This is a genomic window from uncultured Oxalicibacterium sp. (assembly GCF_913776015.1).
GTDB lineage: Bacteria > Pseudomonadota > Gammaproteobacteria > Burkholderiales > Burkholderiaceae_D > Oxalicibacterium.
Map to the genome: position 1 here is coordinate 19706 of NZ_CAJYMD010000014.1, position 22761 is coordinate 42466.

Here is a 22761-nt window from a genome sequence, read left to right on the forward strand (position 1 = left end):
AGTGCCGTTTTTTTATTTCGCAAGTAAAGAACGGTGCCTATCGTTTTACTTTCTTCGATGCAGACAGCTTTATCAGCCTCGACATTCCGCTTGTACGCAGCCGCTGATGACGCGTCCAATCGGATCAGAAACGGGCGTTGTCTGAGCACGCAGTGCGAGTTTCGCCCGTTTCCCGATTTGGGCGTGGCAGTAGCGGGAACCCGAAGGGCTGCGTACCGCGGTCGGCTTTCTTTGCCTCCTTTCTTTGGCGAACGCAAAGAAAGTAGGTAGCCGCCGGGCTACCCCCGGCAAGCCTGCTCGAAGAAATCACCTCTTAAGCAATGCAACCAAGTCACCCCTCCCTACATTTTCCAATTCAACGACACAAACGCCGCCCGCCCTGCCCCCGGCGAATACATCGGCTGCTCGCTACCCGACGGCCAGAAGAAGTTGTCATACCAGACGTAGGCATACTGACGATCCGTCAGATTCTTCACCTGAACATCGATGCTGAAATTTTTCGAGACGTTGTAGCGCGCATTCGCATCCCACAGCACGAAGCCACCGAACTTGCCTTGTGCATTCAAGTCATCAATGAAGTAATCGCCCTGCGCACGCCCCTGCATGCCGAAGCGCCATTTGTCGGAAGCACGATAGTCGGCACCGATGTTGGTAATGTGGCGCGGCGTGGCAATGACTTCCTTGCCGGCCAGGGCCACACCGCCAGTGGTGAACGCACGCATAACCTTCGCTTCCTGCAGCGAATGCGAGAACCACAAATTCAGCTTGTCGGTCACCTGTCCCGACAATTGAAAGTCGATGCCCTTGCGACGCGTCTGCCCAAGTCCGACTGTGGTACCGGTGCTCGGCATGTTGGCAACCTCGTCGGTCGCGTCCTGCTGCCAGACCGCGATGCGCATATCGCTCTGCGCCGTCGGTTTGATTTTGATGCCAAGCTCCTTGCCCGTATTGATCGATGGCGCAAATGTACGCTGCCCCGATGTCAGGTAGGCCGGATCGCGCGAGCCGGTCAGGATCTGGAAAGTACGTCCCCAGTTTGCATACAGGCTGAGCGTCTGCGTCGGGCTGTAGACCATGCTGAGCTTGGGCTGGTTGATCCAGCCGTAATCCTGCAACGGTGCCGTGACGCCAGTGGTGCGAATCAAGGTATCGCCGCTGAACCGATCTGCGCGAAAGCCGGGAATGATCTTGAGGTTTTCGGTCGGCTTGATGATCGCTTGTACATAGACGCCGACGTTGTTGAGCGTGTAGTCATCATTGTTCTGTGTCTGAACGGGCGTTGCAAAACTGGTCGGCGTCGCAAAAGTATAGCGATCGCGACGGTAGTGATTGTCCTGCCGCTCGACATTGAGGCCGCCCTCCAGGGCAAGCATGTCGTTGGCGTTCCATGTCAGCGTACTGAGCAAGCCGGTCTGGTCTTCATCCCACTGTCGGCGCTGGCGCGGCGCACTACCGACCGGATTGCTAGTGAAGGTCACGCGCCGGTCGTCGCGATAGCTGTTGAAGTACAGCTTGTTGCTGAAGAAAAGATCGGACGAGATGCGCCAGTCGAGATGTGCGCTGATATGGCCCATGTCGCGATCATCACCATCGTTGGCATTCTTGGCGGGTGACTGGCGACGGTTTGCCGCCATTTCCGCTGCGGTCAGAAAGCCAGGCTCTTCCGCCTTTTGATGATAGGCACGCACGACGATGCCCGCCTTGAGATCACCATCAGACGAGGTCACGAACCACTTGGCACCGGCTGTGTATTTTTCCGAATGCGCATGATCGCGATAGCCATCGGCTTCCTGCACACCGAAGAAATAGTTTTGCGAAAAACCGTCGGCTTCGCGTCCCAATGCGACTTGCGCCTCGCGCGTGTTGAAGCTGCCGTACGTCACGCGTGCATCGGTATAGTTGCCGCCCTGCCGCGTGCCGATATTGATGTTGCCGCCGATGTTGTGCAAGCCATAGCGCGGATCGTTGGTACCGCGCACGACTTCGATGTAATCGATTTCCAGCGGAAAGATCATGTCGATGAAACGCTGATTACCGCTGTTCACGTTGCTCGGAATACCGTCGATCAGCACCTTGATACCGTTGATGTAACCCTCTCCATTGAAGGCGCGGAAAGTCGCCTTGCCGGATTCGGCACCCATGCGGGTTTCGGTGAGCTGGATACCCGGCATCTGGCCGACCAGTTCCCAACTGTTGGCGACATTCTTGTCTTCCACCTGATCGGCACCCAGCACATCGACCGAGGTCAGGATATTGCGCGTCAATAGCGTGCCGTTTCCTTGTGCAGTAACCGGAATCTCGCCAAGGACGATGACGGAATCGGCAGCATGCGTGGCATGGCCGAACGAAAGCAGCGCGGATGTGACTGCCATGGGCAGTAATTTTCTTTTCATGATTACAAACTCTCTTGCAGGGCGTCAGGCGCCCAAAGAAGGACGAACAAGATCTAGCGCAGCGTATGGTCGGGCGCGGCATGCAGACAGCGCGTGTGCTACGGCCAGGCGCAGCAACGATGTCCGAACGGTCTTGTTCGTCGCTCTAGATGGAAAATCCGAGCCATCCATGTGATGGCGCGATACGACAAGACACGCGAATGCCTTGTCGAGCGATAGCAATACTCAAGAGAGGGAAAGAGGCGGCGCGCGCGACGCCGGCATGTGCCACGCAAATAGCGGGCGGGGCGCCAGCAGGAAAAGACGCGGCACGAAGACTTCGCCAACACTGGCCAGCGCACGCTCGAACGCAAGCGTCACGGGCAATCCATGCGGCGCGTGGTGCTGGCAATAAGGACAATGTTCAAGCTGCGGGTCTTGCTGCCCTGTTGCCAGATCGCCAATCGCCTTCGGTGTCTGGATCAGCTTGATACCCAGATGTTCGCAAACCTCGTCCTTGCCATGTGCATGTACGTGCGCGTGCAACAGTGGCGGCAGCAATGCCGCCGCAAGGGTGACAAACACCAGCAGACAGGCAATGGGAAAGAGACGTAGGCGAGACATCGCGCCATTTTACAGGCCTGGCGCGCACTGCAGACGATCCAACGTGCGGACAGACCAAGATGGTAAGAGATGCATCGCCGATTGCGGATGCTCTTGTCTGCTTGCTCACCGCATCGTTTGCACGACCATCAACACATGGACGGCATCTGAAACGAAGAGGTAACAACCATGCCAGCGAACCTCACCAACATCTTCCGTACTCGCAGGCGGCCTTCAGGCCTCGACGGCAACAGCATCGAACAGGCTGCTCTGCACCGGCATGCGCAGCGGCGCGACCTCGCGAGGCGACAAGGTACCGATGCGCACACCCAGCAAGCGCAACCGCTTGTCGAGCGGCACACGGCGCAGGCATTCGCCGGCCGCCTTGCGAATCGCCACCGGATCATCGGTCGGCCACTCCAGCGTGCAGTCGCGCGTGACGGTGCTGAAATCGGCGTAACGCAACTTGATGCCAACCGTGCGCCCCACCACCTGCTTGCGTTCGAGATCGCCCGCCACGCGTTCGCATAAATGGGTGAACAGCGCGCTCAGTTCGGCACGATCCTGACGTGCATGCAAATCGCGCTCGAAGGTGGTTTCGCGGCTGACGGATTTGGGTTCCGAATACGTCACCACATCGCGCTCATCGATGCCTTGGGCCACCCTTGCCAGCCACGCACTGTAACTGCGGCCGAAATGCGCCTGCAAGATGCCCGCATCACAAGCCGCAAGCTGGGCAATCGTCTCAATGCCGAGTGCTGCCAGCTTGTGCGTTGCCTTGGGTCCGATGCCATTGATCTTCTTGACCGACAAGGGCCAGATGCGCGTGGCAATCTCGGCTTCGCTCAGTACCGTCATGCCATTCGGCTTGTTCAGTTCGGAGCAGATTTTCGCCAGCAGCTTGTTGGGCGCCAGACCGATGGAACACGTCAGCCCCGTCGCTTCGTGCACGGCCTGCCGAATCTTGCTGGCGACATCGGGCGCAGCATCGCCATGCGCACGCAGGTCGATATAGATTTCATCGATGCCGCGATCTTCGATGCGCGGGGCGATCTGCGTCACAGCCTGTTTGAACAGTTTCGAGTAATGGCGGTAAGCGGTGAAGTCTGTCGGCAGCAGGATCGCATCGGGCGCGAGCTTGGCGGACTTCATCAAACCCATTGCGGAAAACACCCCCAGCGCACGCGCCTCCTAGGTGGAAGTGGTCACGACACCGCGCCCGACATAATCGCGCAGGCGACGGAATTCCCGCGTGCCGTCCGGACGTTCCAGCGGCGCACTGGCCGAGCCGCCGCCAATGACGACGGCTTGCCCGCGCAACTCGGGATAGCGCAGCAATTCGACCGATGCGTAGAAGGCATCCATGTCGAGATGGGCAATCGGACCGCGCGGCAAAGACATGAGGAAAGCAAAAGAAAGGAATTGGCAGGAATTTTACTGTATAAAAACACAGGCAACATGGTTGCCATCACTTTCCATAGCCATTCCTTTCGGGCAACAAAAAAGCGGCACCGTCGCCGGTCCCGCTTTCGTAACTGCCCTTTATCGGTTATGCACCAGCGAGAGACTTGCTTGCGCAAGCCTCGAGCATGCATTCACCAGGTGATCAGGCGATTACCTTCAGATTGCCTTGATTAGCGTGGCGTAGCCGGAACGACCGGGCTATCCATCGTCGAAGGCTTGCCCGTCACTGGATCGACTGCAGGCTGCTTGCGCATTTCCTTCAGTTCTTCACGGCGGGTTTCGCGTGCTTCTTTTTTCTCGGCTTTGTATTCCTGCTTGGCCGCTTTTTTCTCTTGCTTGTACTCGTCACGAGCTGCCTTCTTTTCGTGCTTGTACTCAGCCTTGGCTTCTTTCTTCGCTACGCGATTTTTCACGTAAGGATCGTTGGTGCGATTCAGGCGCGACTGATCGGTGTATGCCGGATCGTTAGGGTTTTTCGGTGCTTGCTCAGCCGGCACCACGGTTTGCGCAGGTGCGCCTGGTGGAATACCTTGTGCAGCAGCAAATTGCGAGAACATGGCAAGCGCCACGCCAGCGAGGATAGTGTTGAGTTTGATCATGGTGACTCCTGTTCTTGTGTTATCAACCGAAGCGAAGTGCCCGGCAGTCGGAGGCATTGCACAAATAGATAGCACTCATGCAATACGCTTACCCTACAGACCCGCCGCATACGGCAGAGTTCAGGTAAATCGCATTGAAACATTGCCTGTTTGCACACTTCTGTGCGCTGTCACACAAATGCGGTCCGGCTATCTCGTCAACACCACAGCCAACGCAATCACCGCGCACACCAGCGCCGTCGCTGCCATGATCGTTAGACGGCGCGTGCGTTTGGCGTTTTCGATGGCGGCGCGCTCCAGCGTCATGACCGTCTGTTGCAACTGTTCGGCCAGTTCACGGATATGCGCGGCGTTGTGCGAGGCGGCCTGCTGCAATTCGCTGATCTGCTCCTGCAGGATCAGCTCGTCGGTGCCCGCACTCTTGTCCACCTTGCGGCTCTTGAAAATCGGTTGCGCCGCAGTAATGATGGTGCCCACATGCGGGAGGATCGCCTTGACGGTCGGCAACAGCCATGCATACATGATGAATTCCTTTTTTCGTTGAATGAAGACGACAACGCACTGTCGAAGCGGAATGCGCAGCACCTTATCGATGGACAAGCCATCATGACAGACGTTGCATGCGGCTGCCGATCTGTCTTTTTCGGCAGCGTGCGGTTATAGTGCAGGGCACTTTCTGCATGCCCGCATGCTTTCCTCACCCGTACACAGAAGATTTTCCATGCTCGATCCCCACGCCTTACTGGCCCCGCTCGACGGCTACATCGTCGAAGACCTCAGCAACGCCGACATTACCACCACCGGTGCACTGGCCGCCTCCATTCTCGGCGAACTGGCCGAACCCGTCTTGAAGATGCTGTCGGTCGTCGGCGACTCCGCCAACGATATCGCCGTCGAATTCTTTCCCGATCCCGATGACGAAGGCACGCCCGGCACCCTGGTTTTCTGGCCACGTACGCGCACCAGCGACACCAGCACACATGAAGATGCGTCGAACGCCGAATACTCGTTGCGCCTATCGGTATTCCTGTCGGAACGCGAAGACGACGACGTGATTTATCCGCCCGGCTTCAGCATGGTGCTCAAGCTCAACGAAAACGGCTGCGAACTGGCGAAAGACCTGCCACCGGCCGTCTACGAACGCCTGGAATTCCAGATCAAGGGCAGCAAGCTGCCCATGGGTTTCGAGTTCCTCGACGACAGCGAACACATTCCCGTGCTACCGAACATGCGCCGCCAGTTCCTCAAGGCGATCACACGCGCGCACTCGGTTACGGCCAAGAAGAAGCGCAAGGAGTTCGAAGCCGTGATGGCCCACTACATCTGGGACAACACCGAGCCGGACGAGCACTTCGGTGCCGTGCTGCAAACGCTGGCGACACTGTTCGTTGCGATTCATCACCAGTCGAAGCAGTAAAAAAAGCTATCCCCCAAACGGAGGATAGCTGCATCAATTCGGTCTTCCTACCATGTCGCCGAGCAATTGCTCTACTCACATGAAAGAAGACCAATATGAAAAAGCAGCTTTCCATCCTGGCCCTTGGCATCGCCATCACGGCGCCCTTCTCCGCTTTCGCTGAAGGTGCTTACGTCGGCGTCAACGCCGGTCGTGCCCATCACAAAGTCAACTACGCTGATGGCGAATCCGCCAAGGACAACAGAACTGGCTACAAACTGTATGCTGGCTACAACTTCAACCCGAACTTTGGTCTTGAGGGCGGTTACACCCAGCTCGGCAAATTGACTGACAGCTGGGTGGACGGCACCGATTCGGGCACGAACACGTTCAAGGCACGTGCAATCTACGCCGCAGCAACGGCAACACTGCCGCTGAACGAACAGTTCGCACTGTTCGCTAAACTGGGTGTGACACAAACCCGCGTCAAGGGAAGCTTTGAAGAAAATGGCGTGCTCGGCAGCACCCTGTCGAAAAGCAAGACCAATGCCCTGTTCGGCATCGGTGCCAGCTTCAACATCACCAAGGAATTGGCGGTTGTAGCCGAATATGAAAACTATGGCAAAGTCACCGCAGAAGACGTCAAGCTAAAAACCAACCTGCTTTCCGTTGGCCTGCGCTACGCATTCTGACCACCGCTGTTGAACAGATTTGAAAAAGGCCGCTCTCGCGGCCTTTTTTATTACGCCTTTCATGTGCGAGATGATGCCGCCACAAAGAATGCCGGACTGCTCAACAGCAGGCTGACCAGATTCGTCTGCCGACTTGTACCGGTCTTGAGATAGATGCTCTTGAGTTGGGATTTGACGGTATGGCGCGAGGTACCGCGTTCCGCGGCGAATTCGTCCAGCGTCTTGCCATGACAAAGCGCAATCGCAAGTTGCGCTTCGGTTTCAGAGAGATGAAAAAGCGACTGCACCAGCTCTGTTGCCAGTGACACGCGCGCTTCCGGGTCGAACACCAGCATCATGGCCACGCCATGCTGCGGCGAGGCCCCTTCCGGACGCAATGGCAAGATCATCAGTGTCAGCGGTGCCCTGTCCTTGCGTGGTATCTGCAGGATGCTGTGCAACTGCTGTTCGCCACCAGACCGGCTGGCCGATACCGCCGTCGATACCTGCAGGCCCAATTGCCGCGCACCCGCACGCGCTGGTGGTACCAGGCGTCCGCCATCAAAAACAAAGTCGGCGGTTTCAAGAAAGGCTTTTGCTTGCGGATGGCCATACAAGATATGCATCTGCTCGTTGAACAGCATAGCCGGTACAGTCAAGGCATCCAGACCACTTGTCAGCCGATCACGATCAATCTGCGACTCTTCCATACGCTGCCGCATCTGAATGGCACGTTGAAGATGCGGCACCAGTCGGTTGAGAAATCCCATCTCCTCCCGATCGAATGGATACTGTTCGCGACGACGTTGCACGATCAGTTGCGTAACCCAGCTTCCTTCCTGCAAGACAATGGCACCCGCAGCGTAGGCAACGCCTTGCGGCACCAGCCATTCGGTATAGAACTGGGTTTGCGAAAATGATTCGGGATAACGCACATCCAGATTGCTGGCATAGAAATGCGCAATCGGTGCCTGCATGATGTGGCTGGCGAGAATGTCTTCGCGTGCATATTGCAAGGCATAGGATTCCATCGCCTCCGGTTCCAGTCCCGTCAGCCACAGTGCCTTGACCTCACCCGTGTCACGATGACGAATGATCATGGTGACCGCACGCAACGCCAATACCGTGCATAACTGCTCAATAAACGACTGAAAGCCGGTGGGCGCCATGACGGCGTCGTAAAGATGCTCGAGAAAAATAAAGCCGTCGGGAATGTCCGGCTTGGAAGAGGCAAGCATGTCAATGGCAAGAGAAAGGCGAAGTTGCAAGGACGAATGGTTTCGTCAGCACATCTTAGCCAATGCCGGCAAGCAACACAATTGCGTTCAGTGCACGGTAGCAGCCGGATCCGGTTTTTTCTCCTGCACCAGAATCCACGGCCGCGTGACGACCGCCCATAGCATCGCGTCGGCATCCAGCCACGCACGCGCCTGTTCGTCCGTGGCGCGTTGGATGCGGCCTTCGTTGATCCACTGTTCGACCATCGCCTTATCGTCCACCGTGAAACGGGCGGCGACATCGACCAGATCGAGCGCACTGCTGACGACCACCACATGGCCGCCGGCGAAATAGCGCAGCAACTCGCTCCATGCGATCTGCGAGGTTTCAAGATTCAGTTTGGCGTGCAGCAGTTGCTGCTCTTTGTCATTTTGCGTCATGGTTGTTCGGTATGAAGCCGCATCAATAGTGCGGCGGCGGTTCGTTGAGCGGTTTCTGCTGCACTTCTTCGCGAATCTCGATCAGGCGGCGTGCAAGCGTAACGCACAGCGTTTCGAGTTCATCAATCTTCTTCTGCTGTTCGTACACCGTCTTGTTGAGTACATCGAGCAAATCATCCTGGCTGGCCAGCTTGATCTCGATATCGACGAGGCGTTCTTCGTTCATGAAAGCGGTTTTTCCGTAGGGTTGGTCGATGCCTGCCGGACCTGATGCCGGTGCATGGCATCGCGGCGAAAATTGCGAGCGGCAGCGTGATAAAAAGGCCGTGGGCAGAACTGACGCGAGACGAACGATGCCAGCAAGGTCGTCGCCAGCAACAGCAAGGTCACTTCCTGCGTACGCGTCATTTCCATCACAATCACCGCAGCGGTGATGGGCGACTGCGTGGCGGCAGCGAGAAAACCGGCCATCGACAACAGCACGATCAATCTGCCGTCCACACCGCCCGGCAGCAGCGCGGCGATATTGTCGCCGATGCCGGCACCAATCGCCAGCGAGGGCGTGAAAATGCCGCCCGGAATACCGGCGAAATACGACAGAATGGTCGCACCCAGCTTGGCGATACCAAACAGCGCCGTATCCAGCGGATGGCCGTTGAGCAAGGCGGCCGACTGTTCATAACCGGTACCATAGGTCGCGCCCGCAGTCAGCAAACCGAGCAAGGCGACCAGCACGCCACACACGAAGGCCAGCAGGATCGGATGCGCCTGCACCCAGCCGCGTGCGCGCACCGGCAACCACACCATCGGCCCGGCCAGCAAGGTCTTGCCGAACAAGCCGCCCAACACGCCGGTGAGCACGGCGCAAGCCAGCACCGCGCCCCAGGCATCGTGCGCGGTTTCGATCATGGCGACCAGACGAAAATACGGATTGTTGCCGACCAGCGAGAGCGCGATGAAACCGGCGCTCAAGACGGCTGCGATCACCAGCCGGTCCCAACGCACGACGCTGCCGCGCCCCAGTTCCTCGATGGCGAACACGACACCGGCCAGCGGCGTATTGAATGCTGCCGCCAGACCACCCGCGGCACCTGCCGCGATCAGCGCATCGGGGCGGAAGCCGACGGCAAAGCGACGACGCTTCTGCCACCAGTTGCCCCACGCCAGCATGGCGGCCGCGCCCACCTGCACCGAGGGGCCTTCGCGGCCGATCGATGCGCCGGCCAGCAAACCCGCTGCCGTCAGCACGATCTTCCACAACGATTGCTTGAGCGATACCAGCCGGCTCTGCTCTTCGCCTGTCGGCATCGACATGGCCGCGATTACCTGTGGAATGCCACTGCCGCGTGCTTCGGGTGCGTAGCGCATGGTCAACCAGCGAATGCCGGCAAATGCCAGCGGCAGCATCAGCAAACCGCTCCACCAATGCGCGTGCGTGATCTCGCGATTCCAGTGCAACATGGTTTCGGCCAGCCAGGCAAAGCCGAGCGAGAACAGTGCCACCACCGCAGCACCGCCAAGAAAAACGGCAATACGCCACGAATGACGCGAGACACGACGCCCGTGGCGCGTGCGTTTTTTGAGATGGCGTGGCGATTCAGGCATGGCAATCAGATCGGCAGATAGCAGCAAAAAGCAGGAGCGCAAACAGACGTCGCGGGATGCGGCAAATCACGCATGATCCATGCCACAAACTGTGCCATCGCTCTCTCAGGCCGCGCGCGGCTTTTGCAGCAGCGCCTTGAGGTTGGCGAGGCGATCCTGTGGCGAAATGATTTCATCCTCGGTCGGCACGGCATCACCTTCGTCGAGTTTCATTTCCTTGATGAAGCGCGAAATATCGCAATTGATGTATTCGCGTGCGCGCTTGCGGCGCTTGCACCACGTCACGTGCAGACTGCGCTGCGCACGTGTGATGCCGACATACATCAGGCGGCGCTCTTCCTCGATACGTGCGGCCAGCGTATCGACCGGCGCATCGGGATCGCCCTTGTGCGGCAGGATGCCTTCCTCGACACCGACCAGAAACACATGCGGAAACTCCAGCCCTTTCGAAGCATGCAGCGTGGACATGCGCACCGCATCCGGCTCTTCGTCCTTGCCTTCGAGCATGCTCATTAGCGCTACCATCTGCGTCAGATCAAGCAGGCTGCGCTCATCGTCATTGCCGTCCTTGCCGCCGCTGCCTTTTTCCTTGAGCCACATCGTGAAATCGATCACGTTCTGCCAACGGGACTGCGCTTGCCGGTCGTCGAAGTTATCGTACAGATAGGCTTCGTAGTTAATCTCTTTCATCATCTCGTCGAGCAGCGTCGCCGCATGGCCTTCGCGATGCGCATGCGTTTCCAGATGATTGATGAAGTTGCAGAATTCACGCAGCGGCGTCAGTTGGCGCTCGGCCAGCTTGGCTTCCAGCCCGCCCTTGAACACGGCTTCAAACAACGAGCATTGCCACTGGCCGGCAAACGCGCCCAGCGTTTCCAGCGTCGATTGGCCGACGCCGCGCTTGGGCGTGGTGACGGCACGGATGAAGGCCGGATCGTCGTCTTCATTGGCGATCAGGCGCAGGTAGGCAATGATGTCCTTGATCTCGGCGCGGTCGAAGAAACTCTGGCCGCCGGAGATCGTGTACGGAATACGTTCGCGCCGCAGCGCCTGTTCGATCACACGCGCCTGATGATTGCCGCGATAGAGAATCGCGTAATCGGAAAACTTGGCGCGGCGCTCGAACTTGTGCGCCGAAATCAGGATGGCGACCTGCTCGGCTTCCTGATCATCATCCTGCATGGCGACAACCTTGATAGGATCGCCGAGGCCATGTTCGGACCACAGCGCTTTCTCGAACAGCTTGGGATTGTTGCCGATGACGGCATTCGCCGCCTGCAGGATGCGCGTACTGGAACGGTAGTTTTGCTCGAGCTTGATCACGCGCAGATCGGGAAAATCGACCTGCAACTGCTTGAGGTTTTCGATGGTGGCACCGCGCCACGCATAGATCGCCTGATCGTCGTCGCCCACGGCGGTGAACATCGGCTTCTTGCCTGGCCCCGTCACCAGCAGTTTCACAAGCTCGTACTGGCAGGTGTTCGTATCCTGGTATTCATCGACCAGCAGGTAGCGCAGCTTGCGCTGCCATTTGTCGCGCACCTGTTCGTTGTTGCGGAACAGTTCGACCGGCAGACGGATCAGGTCATCGAAATCGACCGCCTGATACGCCGACAGCGTGGCGACGTAACTGGCGTAGATGCGCGCTGCCTGTGCCTCATCTTCATCGATGGCATTGCGCAAGGCGGTGTCGGGATCGACCAACGCATTCTTCCACAGCGACATCGCATTCTGAATGCGGCGAATCAACTGCTTGTCTGTGGTGACGGCCAGATCCTGCACGATGGAAAAACAGTCGTCGCTATCCATGATCGAAAAGCGATCTTTCAATCCCAGCGCCTGCGCTTCCTGCCGCAGGATTTTCACGCCCAGCGAATGGAAGGTGCTGACCGTCAGGTGCTTGGCCTGTTTGGGGTCGGTCAACAGCTTGGCGATGCGCTCCTGCATTTCGAGCGCAGCCTTATTGGTGAAGGTCAGCGCGGCGATGTTTTTCGCTTCGTAGCCGTGTTCCTCGATCAGGCTGGCGATCTTGGTCGTGATCACGCGCGTCTTGCCCGAACCGGCACCTGCCAGCACCAGACACGGGCCATCCATGTACTGGATGGCTTCGCGCTGCGGCGTATTCAGACCATGCATGCGGGAAGAAGCGGAAGACGACATCGACAGGAACCGGCTCGGCAGGAAGGCAAACGAGGCGCGCCAAAAATGGCGCGATGGAAGCGGCACATTGTAGCAGCGCGCACCGTTGCGCCAAAACGCGATTGCCGAATCACCACGCCGCCCTCACCTTTCCGCAACGACTTGCCTTCCTGTCAATGCGGGTGCGCGCTACAATGACCGTCAACCGCCCTGCCGCGCAGGCCCCGCACCGCTCGTACTGGATGCCCATGCAATTCGAACATCTGCTTGAAATCAATGATCCGCTCAATCCCCTTATCGATGCGCTGACCCGCGACCAGCTCTGGCGCGGCCTTGTCATGCGCGCCGAAATGCCCAAGTTGTTCGTCGACTATCTGGACGAATCCACGATTACCCGTACCGATGCCGGCCTGCAACGCACGCTGCGCTACGCCGCCCTGCTGGTGCACGATGTAGTTACTTTCACGCCGCAGGAGCGCGTCCATTACGACGTCCCGGCACAGGGTGAGATTCCGGCTTCCAGTCTGGTCGTCACGATCGAGGAACCGCAACCGGGCGCGCTGTTCGTGCGCTTTCTGTACGACGACGGCAAACCCGAAGACGATGCCGATGCCTTTTACGACGAGTTCCGCCGCTCGGCATATCACGAAGCCGATATCGAAACGATCAAGGTCATCCGCCAACTGGCCGAAGAAGGCCGGCTGGCGCAGCCGATGTAACTTGATACGTAGCAACAAAAAAACGCCGGAGATGATCCGGCGTTTTTTATTGCTACACGGCTAACGTGCTCAGTCGGCTACCTTTTAATCGGGCACCTTGATCGAGTTTTTCACCGATTTGACCGATTTCACTTTTTTGGCGGTGTCTTCCGCCAGGTATTTCAGCCAGTCATTCTTGACTTCGCCGGTCAGCGTAACTTCGCCATCTTTGGCAGCCACGTTGATCTTGCTACCGGCAAACTGCGACTCCTTGGCAATCGCGGCTTCCACGTCTTTCTTGGTCGCTGCATCCGCGCTCGACATCGCTGCCGCTGGGGCTGCCGCAGGCTTGCTTTCCTTTTTCTCGTCCATACCAGTCGATGCACAACCTGCCAGAACCGATGCGAACACAGCCAGTGCGAAAACACGTTGAATCTGCTTCATGGTGCTCCTCCGTTGTCTATTGTTGGTAAAGCTTGTGATTGTATTTTTTGTCGCAAATCTGAAGGCATTGCACCTTCGCGATCGAGTATTCCACAGGCTTCGGGGAAATGGCATGGGTCGCTGCAAAATATTTACGCAGTGCATGCCTGCCGCTCTGGACTAGGCCGGCTTGCTGTCGCCTGCTCGCAACAGCAAGCCGGTGCGCTACCGAACGGAAGGCCGCTGCCATCGGTTCCAAGATGCGCAAACACGGTCCGCGCACGGGCGGGGACGCACGCATCGAAGAGAGGTAGACATGGCCACCATCATCATCGGGCGTTTCGCCCAGCAGGATCAGGTTCGCGATGCCATCGCGGCATTACAGGCGGCGGGTGCACCAGCCGCACAAATCACGTCGTTCTATGTCAACCCGCCGGGACAGCACGACGTCTATCCGGTCGGCGGCGATCGTGACGAATCACCGGGTGCAGAGGATGTTGACGCAGGCAGCGCAGCCGGCATCGGTGCCGGTGGTGCAGCAGGCGCCGCGGCCGGTGCCATCACGGCCCCTGCGACCGGACCGCTGGGCGCGATTGCCGGTGGACTGGTCGGCGCGCACATCGGATCGCTGATCGGGTCGCTCTCGCAAACCGATGAAGACAAGGATATGCCGCCGATACGCCAGTCCGGCATGCTGGTCGCTGTCACGGTGACCGATACCGACGAGGAACAGCGTGCGATTGCTACACTGCGCGAACAGGGCGGCACCTGCCTCGAACGTGCGCAAGGCCAGATCGTCGATGGCGACTGGGTGGATTTCGATCCGCTATCGACACCGGATTTCATCGACGGCGAAAAGTAAGAGCCGGGCGACCAATTGCGGTTACGCTCACCGCGCCGGCCTTGCCATAATTCACATCAGCCTGAACGCGCTGTTTTCAAGCGCCTTACCGTGCCCTGCCCGCTCTTTTTGGCCCATAAATCCGTCAATCTGTCACTCCGGGCAACAGCCCCGAACTGGCCAGGCCCGTAATGATCATGTCGATCGCAATGGTCCCGATCAGCAGCGCCGACATACGTCCGACCAGATCGATGTAGCGATCCGTCATGGCGGCATGGCGCTGCTTGAGACGGTCATGCAGCACCTTCATCACGACCAGAATGAATACCGTCAAGGCCAATGTACCAAAGATGACGGCAGCCGCACCCGGCAACGGCAGCCGCGTGCCGATCACCACCGAAGCACTGACGGTACCTGGCCCGATCATGATGGGCATGGCGACGCTACCGGCCATTGCACTCGGATTGTCGCGCATGGCCGTAATTGCATGCGCGCCGGAGAATACATAGCGCAAGCCGATCAGCAAGAAGATGATGCCGCCGAAAATCTGGAAGGAGGCGAAGCGTACTTGCAGGTAATCGCGGAAAAATGCTTCGCCGCCCCAGGCAAACAGAATGAAAACGATCGCGCTGATCAGACTGCCACGCACCAGCACGCGTGAGAAAACCTGCGTCGGCAATCCCCGAATCAGGTCGAGCAGATAAATGCTCATCAGGAAGGGGTTGAAGAGGGCGAAAAAAAGCGCGAACGAGCGCAGGTAGGGATCTTCCATCAGATGCTGGAGTAAAGGTCAAATAAAAAGCCGGCGCCGGAAAAAGGCGCCGGCTTTACCGGTAACTGCTTGTCAGGCTTTAGTCGATATCCAGCGGCGATGGCGTCAGTGCCTTGATCCCCTGACGGGCCGCCACGAATTCGGGACGCGGTACGAGATCGTTGATCGGCGTCTGCAACTGATTGTCGATGCTGTTGTAGACGAAGAAGACATTGCTGCGCGGGAACGGCGAGATATTGCTGTTCGACCCATGCATGGTGTTGCAGTCGAAAAAGATCACCGTGCCGGCTTTGCCGGTGCACGTCTTGATGCCACCGAGATCGGCCAGATAGCGCAGCAGAATTTCATCGGGCACGCCGATTTCCTGCTTCTTCAGGGACTTCTTGTAGTTCTCGTCCGGCGTTTCGCCCATGCAGGAAACGTAATGCTGGTGCGAGCCCGGAATTACCATCAACGGACCATTGGCTTCGCTGTTATCGGTCAGCAAAATCGAACAACTCAGCGCACGCATTGCCGGCATGCCATCTTCGCTATGCCAGGTTTCAAAATCCGAATGCCAGTAAAACTCCTTGCCAGTGAAACCCGGCTTGTAGTTGATGCGCGACTGGTGAATGTAGACTTCGCTGCCGAGAATCTCGCGCGCCACATTCAGCACACGCGGATCGCGAACGAGATTCGCAAAGATGTCGTTTAGACGATGCACATTGAAGATCGAACGCACTTCGCCACTACCGGGTTCGGCAATCACTTCCTTGCGACCGGCATGCGTGAATTCTTCACGCATGTTCTGCATCGTATCGAACAGGAAGGCGACTTCGTCCTGATTGAATAGATCGGGCATCAACAGGAAACCATCTTGCTCATACGAGGCACGTTGGTCCTTGCTTAGCCGTTTGTCGTTCAGACCGCCCGGCGCATAGACCACGGGATCCTGACGCGCCAGGATCGCGGCACTTTTCGGTGTTCTTGTGGGGTAAGCATCTTGTGAAAGCATGGTGTTTCTCCTTATGCCTTGGCAGTGGCGCTCTTGTGCGCCGCCTGCTGCTGGAATTCGGATGCCGATGCATAGACACCATTCTCGTCATGCACTTCGTCACCCACCAGCGGAGGATTGAAGGTACAGATCAGGTGCAGGTCGGTGTCGTCGGCACGCAGCCAGTGTTCGTCATGCTTGTCGAGCGCGTACAGCGTGCCCGGCTCAATCTTGAACACTTCGCCTGTCTTCACGAGTTCGACCGACCCCGTACCCTGCACGCAATAGACGCCTTCCAGATGATTCTTGTAGTGGATGTGCGTCTTGGTACCGGCGTAGATCACCGTGTGGTGCATCGAAAAGCCCATGTTGTCGTCGGCCAGCAGCAAACGGCGGCTGCACCATGTGGGCGCCTTTACATCACGCGGCGTGTCGAGAATGTCCTTGAGTTTGCGTACGATCATGCGGTCACCTCGCTATTCGATTCGACTTCATTTGCTGTTTTCTCGTTGACGGCTTCGGCGACGGCCTGTTCGAGAATGTCCAGACCGGCCAGCATTTTTTCGGTTTCGATGGTCAGCGGCATCAGCAGCTTGACCACTTCATCCTGACCGCCTGAGGTTTCGATGATCAAACCGTTCTGGAAAGCGATCGAGGTAATGCGATCGGCCAATGCCGGATCGGCACAGGCGATACCTTGCATCATGCCGCGACCACGACGCGTCAGTTGCGCATCCGGGTAGCTAGTCACGAGCTTGTCGAGGAAAGCCTCAATGGTCTGCCCCTTCTTCTGCACCGAGCCCTGAAATTTGTTGTCGGACCAATAGGTTTCGATCGCCTTGGCCGCCGTGACGAACGCCAAGTTGTTACCGCGGAAGGTACCGTTGTGCTGACCCGGTTTCCAGATGTCGAGCTCAGGCTTCATCAACAGGATGGCCATTGGCAGGCCGAAACCCGACAGCGATTTCGACAGCGTGACAATGTCAGGCTTGATGCCGGCCGGCTCGAAGCTGAAGAAGGTACCAGTACGGCCGCAACCGGCTTGAATGTCATCGACGATCAGCAGAATGTCGTGACGCTGGCACAGTTGCTCCAGTTTCTTCAGCCAATTGAAGCCGGCGACATTCAAACCGCCTTCGCCCTGCACGCATTCAACGATCACGGCAGCCGGCAGATCGACGCCGCTACTCGGATCGACGATCAGCTTGTCGAGCATGGCGATGGTGTCGATGTTCTGGCCGAAATAACCAGCATACGGCGCGCGATGTACGTCATTGAGCGCGGTGCCAGCCGCATCGCGAAACTTGCGATTACCGGTCAGCGCCAGCGAACCCAGCGACACGCCGTGAAAACCGTTGGTGAACGAGATCACGCTTTGACGGCCGGTGACATTACGCGCCAGTTTGATCGCAGCTTCTACCGCGTTGGTGCCGGTTGGGCCGGTGAACTGCATCTTGTACTGCAGTTTGCGCGGCTTGAGGATGTGTTGCTCGAAGGTCTGCAGGAAATGTTTCTTGGCGCTGGTCGCCATGTCGAGACCATGCACGATGCCATCCTCGCTCAGGTATTCGATGGCGCTTTGCTTGAGTATGGGATTGTTATGCCCGTAATTGAGCGTGCCGGCACCGGCAAGAAAATCGATGTATTCGGTACCGCCCTCATCCGTCAGCACGGCATTTTGTGCTTTCGAAAAAACGGTGGGAAAAGAGCGGATATAACCGCGAACTTCTGATTCAAGTCGATTGAAAATACGCATGGCGTTCTCCTGTTCTGGTTGTATCGGAAATAAAGGGGCGTGCACAGTCGTACCGTGCAACGGCAAATCGAAAAAAGGGATCAGCGACGGGCTGAATGCGCAGAAGCAGTAACTTCGTTCGTCAACGGCCACGGGCCGATGCGATACAGCCACTCTTCTTCGTGATCGCCCTTGCCGAAGTCGGACGCTGCATAGTGCAGACCGGCAGCAATCTGCACGCCATAGCGCGTAGCGAAGCTGGTGAACAGCTTGCGCGAGGCGATATTGCTTGGGCTGATCGTGGCTTCGATGTAGCGAAGCGGATGATGCTGGCGACAACGATCGACGAGGTTGTCGAGCATTTGCGACGCCAGGCGCTGACCCTGCATGGTGGGATCGACCGCGACCTGCCAGACAAACAGGGTGTCCGGCTTGCCCGGCGGGATGTAGGCAGTAATGGCACCGACGATACGACCATCCACTTCGGCTACTACGCAGGTATCAGCATAGTGATCGCATTGCAGTAGATAGGCATAGCGGGAGTTGAGATCCAGAGGCGGGCAATGCGCGATCAGATCGTGCAAAGCTGCGCCATCGCGTCGGGCTGGCATGCGCAGAACGGTCTGACGCGTCGGTGCCGGTGTAAGTACTCGTGCGGTCATGCTTTCTCCTTTTTTGAGAAAAGCGATCCCCGCGACAAAGTTTGCCGCAGTTACACTCAAAAAAAGGAAATCAGAAAAACGCTAGACGAACGCCGAAGCAAAGGTAATCAAACGGTTTTGCTGCTCGATACCTCGGTTGCTTCTGCAGGAATCTTCGCTTCGAGCAAGGTGGCGAATTGCTCAAGTGATACCACCAAAGCTTGCCGTTCCGGTTCCGGCAATGCACCGAGTGCACTACTGAAGCCGTTCGGCAAGGCCGAAGGCGCATTGGCCAGAATCGTCTGTCCCGCCGCCGTCACCGCCACGAATACATTGCGGCGGTCGCGCGTGTCGCGCTGACGGTGGACCAGCCCCTTTTCCTCCAGCCGGTCAACGATACCGACCACGGTGCTGGGACTGAGCTGGATCGCACGCCCGATTGCCTTGAGCGTGCTGGGACCCATCTGGGCAATGGCAAGAAGCGCCACCAATTGGGGCGATGTGATGTTGTGGGTAACGGCCAGACGCTTCGAATGATGTTCCACACATTGCGCAATGCGACGAACGCTTTGCAGGATGCGGATCGAATCATTAACGGCAACAAGTGGAGCAGTGTCATTCATGAACGGGAGTGTACGACATCCGATATTGCCCTGTCGTGTCCAGAACCGTGCCGTTTCGCAACAAGCTCACATTTTCCTGTTTTTCTGATGTCCCTGTTTATAAAAGAACAATCATTATACGCCCGGCATTCATTCATGTCAAATCATTCGAATTCGAATCAATACTGATGAAATGATTGTGCGGGCAAGGCAAAGCGGTTTAAACAGCCGAGATTGGCCCCATCGATATTGCTTCACTCGCGCAGCATGGCGATATGCGGAATGTCGTCTTCCAGATAAATGTCGGATGTGCGCTCAAAACCCAGTGCACCGTAGAAACGCGCAAGATGCGCCTGCGCGGAAATGCGAATACAGTGGCCGGGAAAACAGGCCTCGGCTTGTCGAATGCCTTCCGTCATCAGCGCCAGACCCAACCCTTGATTCCGCACGGTCGCGACAGTCAGCACACGCCCGATGGCAATTTCCGCATAGTGATCGCCGGGCGCAATGCAACGCAGATAGGCCACCAGCGTTTTCACACCATCGACGATATGCCAGCCAAGCAGATGATGGGCGCGCAAATCCAGCGCATCGATATCGGCATACAAACATTGCTGCTCGAGTACGAATACCTGTTGGCGGGCTTGCAGCATCGCATGGACTGTCACGCCATCGAGGGCATCAAACGGTGCCCATTGCCATGCGATCGACATGCCTGCTGTCGGCACCGTCGCCGCTGTCATGGCTTGCTACAGCCTTCCATACCGCATGCCTGTCGCGCCAGATCCTGCGTGCGACGCTCGGTATGTTGCGTCAGACATGTCGCTTGTAACAGCGGCCAGATCGACCCGGATTGTTCACGCGGGCCATTTTCTGCCAGACAATCCTTGTCACGAAACGTGATCCAGGCACGCTGCGCATCACGCAACCGCTTTCTGGACTGTTCGCCCGATTGCGCTGCCATGGTGCGTTTGTATTGGCGGTTCAATTCGCGATCGGCTTCCGTGTAGCGATGGCCGGCGCACAGATTCATCGTCATCTGATTGCGTTCGCAATCCTTGAGCGCCTCCTGCAACACGGCATCCTCTGCCTGCGCCGGCACGATCGATGCAGCACAGAACAAGGACATGACAAATGCGGTAGAAACGATGCGCGTAACGTTCATTTTTTGCTCCAGTAACTGAATTCGTGTTCGTAGCAATGGACGTCAAGCTCCGCAATCCGTTCCTGCATGGCCGACTGCGCGTCGGCAATGGCCTGGTTGTAAATGCTCGGCCCCAGTTCGCGCAAGCAAAAATCCAGCAGCATACGCGCACGCAAGTCACCGATCCCTTCATCCATGTTTGCATCGAAGTAACGCCGGATCGACGTGATCAGGCGTTCTTCGGTCTCTTTTCCCAGTTTGATCGCCATACTTATCTCTCAATCAGATATCGACAGGATCGACTTCAAGCGACCAGCGCACACGCGTTTTCATTGCCCGCAAATGCGTCATCCATTCTTTCAGGAAGGCTTGCAACGCAGGACGCGAACCACATTCAACCAGCAACTGCGCCCGATCGACATTGGCGACACGCGTCATGGTCATCGGCACCGGATCGTTGACGGTGATATCGGCGTTATCCACACAGGCAACCGCAGCACGCAGGAAATCCAGCGCCTGCTGCAATTCGCGTGCTTCGGCACGCAGCAAGGCTTGATACATGAATGGCGGAAAGCACGCCTGTCGTCGCTCGTCGAGTAACTCCCCCGCAAAGCGATCGTAATCATGCGCACGCACGGCAGCGTACAAGGGATGATGCGGATAACGCGTCTGGATCAATACTTCGGCCGCGTTGCCGTCTTCCTTCTGTGCAGCGCGCCCCGCACGGCCAGCGACCTGCATTAATTGTGCAAACAGGCGTTCGCTGGCGCGGTAGTCATGTGAGAACAAAGCAGTATCGGGATTGAGTACGCCGACCAGTGTGAGATTCTGGAAATCGTGCCCCTTGGCGACCATTTGCGTGCCGATCAGGATATCGACCTCGCCGCGATGCACGGCATCGAACGCCTGCTGCGCACTTCCCTTGCGGCGCGTGGAGTCCGCATCGATGCGCAAAATACGCGCTTCGGGAAAGATCGCCTGCAAGGTTTCCTCGACACGCTGCGTGCCTTGCCCGAGCGGTTGCAGATCAACATTGCCGCAATCGGGGCAGCCGAGCGGAATGCGTTGTTCGAAACCACAGTGATGGCAGCGCAAGCGACGGTCGCGCTTGTGCAGCACCATGAAAGCGCTGCAACGCGTGCAATTGCTGATCCAGCCGCAGCTATCGCAATTCAGTACGGGCGCATAACCGCGGCGGTTGAGAAACAGCAGCGATTGTTCGCCACGCTCGATGCGTTTTCGTACCGCTGCCAGCAAGGTCGCACTCAAGCCTTCGGTCAGTTGCTCACGCGGTGCCTTGCGCTCCAGATCGATCAATCCAACTTTGGGCAGGACGGCATCGGCCACCGCACGTTCGCGCAATTCGAGCTTGCGATACCGGCCCGACTGCACGTGCTGCCAAGTTTCCAGCGAGGGCGTGGCCGAGCCGAGCACCACCGGAATCGCCAACTGATGCGCACGCCAGATCGCCAGATCACGCGCCGAATAGCGCAAGCCTTCCTGCTGTTTATAGGAGGGATCGTGCTCTTCATCGACGATGATGAGCTTCAGATGCGGCAGCGAAGCAAGGATCGCCAGCCGCGTACCCAGCACAATGCGCGCGTGCCCGGTATGCGCCGCCATCCAGTGCTGCAGACGCTCGCCTTCGGCCAGTCCACTGTGCAGCGTGGCTACCGTCACCCCCGGAAAACGCGCGCGTACATTGGCATCGAGCTGCGGCGTCAGGTTGATTTCGGGCACCAGAATCAGCACTTGCGCTGCCTGCCCGTCGGCTGCGGCCTTCGCCAGCATGTGGGCAACCGCATGCAAATACACTTCCGTCTTGCCACTGCCGGTGACGCCGTACAGCAGCACCGGCTGGAATCCGGCCAAGTCGGCAATGGCATCGGCGGCGGTCTGTTGCGCCCGGTTCAGCACAGGCGCATCGCGCGGCGTCACATCTGCATTCTCTGCGGCAGCCGCCAGCTTCTTGAGCGCCTTGTCGAGTGAGGTGGTTTTGATGCCGCGCAGATTCTTGGGCAAACCGGGCAAGGCCACTTCGCCTAGCGGGCGCTGGTAATAATCGGCGGCAAACGCACACAGGTCCAACCACTGCGCCGATAACGGCGGCATCTGGCTGCGCACGGCCAACGCGGCTTTCAATTTTTCACGCGGCACATCGCTTTCCTGCGACATGCCGATGATGAGGCCCACTGTTTCACGTCGTCCGAACGGTACCAGCGCCAATTGCCCGACCTGCGGCACAACACCGTCTACGGGCTGCCACAAGTAGTCAAACGAATTGTCAAGCGGGGTATCGAGCGCGATCTGGAGAATGCGAGCGTCCACGAGTTAAGGTAAATCCTGAAGAAATGAGCTAACTGTACGTTTCATAAGTGCTTTTTCAGCTATCCACATCCTTTGTGGATAACTTTGTGCATAAGCA

Annotated in this window: 24 protein-coding genes and 1 pseudogene; 4 read left to right on the forward strand and 21 right to left on the reverse strand. The window is 57.7% G+C overall.

Going from position 1 to position 22761, the window contains the following annotated elements; translation table 11 throughout:
- Nucleotides 1-341 precede the first annotated feature (341 nt).
- The 5 genes and pseudogenes from QZ725_RS02520 to QZ725_RS02540 all read right to left on the reverse strand — a co-directional run bounded on the left by QZ725_RS02520 (nucleotide 342) and on the right by QZ725_RS02540 (nucleotide 5560).
- On the reverse strand, nucleotides 342-2372 hold the full coding sequence (locus QZ725_RS02520) for a TonB-dependent receptor (RefSeq protein WP_293776051.1): 2031 nt from the start codon (nucleotides 2370-2372) through the stop codon (nucleotides 342-344).
- Between the two features lie 246 nt (nucleotides 2373-2618).
- On the reverse strand, nucleotides 2619-2996 hold the full coding sequence (locus QZ725_RS02525; protein WP_293776052.1) for a DUF2946 family protein: 378 nt from the start codon (nucleotides 2994-2996) through the stop codon (nucleotides 2619-2621).
- Between the two features lie 213 nt (nucleotides 2997-3209).
- Nucleotides 3210-4376 (reverse strand): annotated as a pseudogene (gene dinB / locus QZ725_RS02530) (DNA polymerase IV).
- Nucleotides 4377-4609: 233 nt separating this feature from the next.
- Nucleotides 4610-5038: a hypothetical protein gene (locus tag QZ725_RS02535; protein ID WP_293776054.1), complete on the reverse strand. Its 429-nt coding sequence runs from the start codon at nucleotides 5036-5038 to the stop codon at nucleotides 4610-4612.
- A 189-nt stretch (nucleotides 5039-5227) separates the two neighbouring features.
- The gene (locus QZ725_RS02540; protein ID WP_293776056.1) at nucleotides 5228-5560 is read right to left on the reverse strand and encodes a hypothetical protein; all 333 of its coding nucleotides are present in this window, start codon (nucleotides 5558-5560) and stop codon (nucleotides 5228-5230) included.
- Nucleotides 5561-5759: 199 nt separating this feature from the next.
- Between QZ725_RS02540 and QZ725_RS02545 the strand changes: the two genes are divergently transcribed.
- The gene (locus tag QZ725_RS02545; RefSeq protein WP_293776057.1) at nucleotides 5760-6455 is read left to right on the forward strand and encodes a hypothetical protein; all 696 of its coding nucleotides are present in this window, start codon (nucleotides 5760-5762) and stop codon (nucleotides 6453-6455) included.
- A gap of 95 nt (nucleotides 6456-6550) precedes the next feature.
- Nucleotides 6551-7126, forward strand: coding sequence for an outer membrane beta-barrel protein (locus QZ725_RS02550; RefSeq protein WP_293776059.1), 576 nt, complete (start codon nucleotides 6551-6553; stop codon nucleotides 7124-7126).
- 59 nt (nucleotides 7127-7185) lie between these two features.
- Here QZ725_RS02550 and QZ725_RS02555 read toward each other — a convergent pair whose 3' ends face one another.
- From QZ725_RS02555 to QZ725_RS02575, 5 genes are all read right to left on the reverse strand, one after another.
- Nucleotides 7186-8343: a hypothetical protein gene (locus tag QZ725_RS02555; RefSeq protein WP_293776060.1), complete on the reverse strand. Its 1158-nt coding sequence runs from the start codon at nucleotides 8341-8343 to the stop codon at nucleotides 7186-7188.
- A gap of 87 nt (nucleotides 8344-8430) precedes the next feature.
- Nucleotides 8431-8763, reverse strand: a complete 333-nt coding sequence (locus QZ725_RS02560) for a DUF2288 domain-containing protein (protein WP_293776061.1) — start codon at nucleotides 8761-8763, stop codon at nucleotides 8431-8433.
- Nucleotides 8764-8785: 22 nt separating this feature from the next.
- Complete coding sequence (locus tag QZ725_RS02565; protein WP_293776062.1) at nucleotides 8786-8989, reverse strand: SlyX family protein; 204 nt, start codon at nucleotides 8987-8989, stop codon at nucleotides 8786-8788.
- Nucleotides 8986-10368, reverse strand: a complete 1383-nt coding sequence (locus QZ725_RS02570; protein WP_293776063.1) for a chloride channel protein — start codon at nucleotides 10366-10368, stop codon at nucleotides 8986-8988. The genes QZ725_RS02565 and QZ725_RS02570 overlap by 4 nt, the downstream gene beginning before the upstream one ends.
- A gap of 105 nt (nucleotides 10369-10473) precedes the next feature.
- Nucleotides 10474-12528, reverse strand: a complete 2055-nt coding sequence (locus tag QZ725_RS02575) for a UvrD-helicase domain-containing protein (RefSeq protein WP_293776064.1) — start codon at nucleotides 12526-12528, stop codon at nucleotides 10474-10476.
- Nucleotides 12529-12755: 227 nt separating this feature from the next.
- On the opposite strand from QZ725_RS02575, the gene QZ725_RS02580 reads away from it, so the two are divergent.
- Nucleotides 12756-13226: an SRPBCC family protein gene (locus QZ725_RS02580; protein ID WP_293776065.1), complete on the forward strand. Its 471-nt coding sequence runs from the start codon at nucleotides 12756-12758 to the stop codon at nucleotides 13224-13226.
- An 84-nt stretch (nucleotides 13227-13310) separates the two neighbouring features.
- Here QZ725_RS02580 and QZ725_RS02585 read toward each other — a convergent pair whose 3' ends face one another.
- Nucleotides 13311-13649, reverse strand: coding sequence for a BON domain-containing protein (locus QZ725_RS02585; protein ID WP_293776067.1), 339 nt, complete (start codon nucleotides 13647-13649; stop codon nucleotides 13311-13313).
- Between the two features lie 295 nt (nucleotides 13650-13944).
- Between QZ725_RS02585 and QZ725_RS02590 the strand changes: the two genes are divergently transcribed.
- A complete protein-coding gene (locus tag QZ725_RS02590; protein ID WP_293776068.1) occupies nucleotides 13945-14490 on the forward strand; it encodes a hypothetical protein in 546 nt (181 codons plus the stop codon).
- A gap of 124 nt (nucleotides 14491-14614) precedes the next feature.
- Here the strand turns inward: QZ725_RS02590 and QZ725_RS02595 are convergent, their stop codons facing one another.
- The 10 genes from QZ725_RS02595 to QZ725_RS02640 all read right to left on the reverse strand — a co-directional run bounded on the left by QZ725_RS02595 (nucleotide 14615) and on the right by QZ725_RS02640 (nucleotide 22664).
- Complete coding sequence (locus tag QZ725_RS02595) at nucleotides 14615-15241, reverse strand: MarC family protein (RefSeq protein ID WP_293776069.1); 627 nt, start codon at nucleotides 15239-15241, stop codon at nucleotides 14615-14617.
- A gap of 79 nt (nucleotides 15242-15320) precedes the next feature.
- The gene (gene thpD / locus QZ725_RS02600; protein ID WP_293776070.1) at nucleotides 15321-16235 is read right to left on the reverse strand and encodes an ectoine hydroxylase; all 915 of its coding nucleotides are present in this window, start codon (nucleotides 16233-16235) and stop codon (nucleotides 15321-15323) included.
- Nucleotides 16236-16246: 11 nt separating this feature from the next.
- Nucleotides 16247-16678, reverse strand: coding sequence for an ectoine synthase (locus QZ725_RS02605; protein ID WP_293776071.1), 432 nt, complete (start codon nucleotides 16676-16678; stop codon nucleotides 16247-16249).
- Entirely contained in the window at nucleotides 16675-17970 is a 1296-nt protein-coding gene (ectB, locus tag QZ725_RS02610) for a diaminobutyrate--2-oxoglutarate transaminase (protein WP_293776072.1), read from the reverse strand. Before ectB ends, QZ725_RS02605 begins: the two co-directional genes overlap by 4 nt.
- Before the next feature lie 80 nt (nucleotides 17971-18050).
- Nucleotides 18051-18611 (reverse strand): diaminobutyrate acetyltransferase, encoded by a 561-nt coding sequence (gene ectA / locus QZ725_RS02615; protein ID WP_293776073.1) that lies wholly within the window; start codon nucleotides 18609-18611, stop codon nucleotides 18051-18053.
- 107 nt (nucleotides 18612-18718) lie between these two features.
- A complete protein-coding gene (locus QZ725_RS02620) occupies nucleotides 18719-19213 on the reverse strand; it encodes a MarR family transcriptional regulator (RefSeq protein ID WP_293776074.1) in 495 nt (164 codons plus the stop codon).
- A gap of 233 nt (nucleotides 19214-19446) precedes the next feature.
- A complete protein-coding gene (locus tag QZ725_RS02625) occupies nucleotides 19447-19935 on the reverse strand; it encodes a GNAT family N-acetyltransferase (RefSeq protein WP_293776075.1) in 489 nt (162 codons plus the stop codon).
- Nucleotides 19932-20357 (reverse strand): lysozyme inhibitor LprI family protein, encoded by a 426-nt coding sequence (locus QZ725_RS02630; protein ID WP_293776076.1) that lies wholly within the window; start codon nucleotides 20355-20357, stop codon nucleotides 19932-19934. Before QZ725_RS02630 ends, QZ725_RS02625 begins: the two co-directional genes overlap by 4 nt.
- Entirely contained in the window at nucleotides 20354-20605 is a 252-nt protein-coding gene (locus tag QZ725_RS02635; RefSeq protein WP_293776077.1) for a DUF2164 domain-containing protein, read from the reverse strand. The genes QZ725_RS02630 and QZ725_RS02635 overlap by 4 nt, the downstream gene beginning before the upstream one ends.
- A gap of 13 nt (nucleotides 20606-20618) precedes the next feature.
- Nucleotides 20619-22664, reverse strand: a complete 2046-nt coding sequence (locus QZ725_RS02640; protein ID WP_293776078.1) for a primosomal protein N' — start codon at nucleotides 22662-22664, stop codon at nucleotides 20619-20621.
- Between the last annotated feature and the right edge of the window lie 97 nt (nucleotides 22665-22761).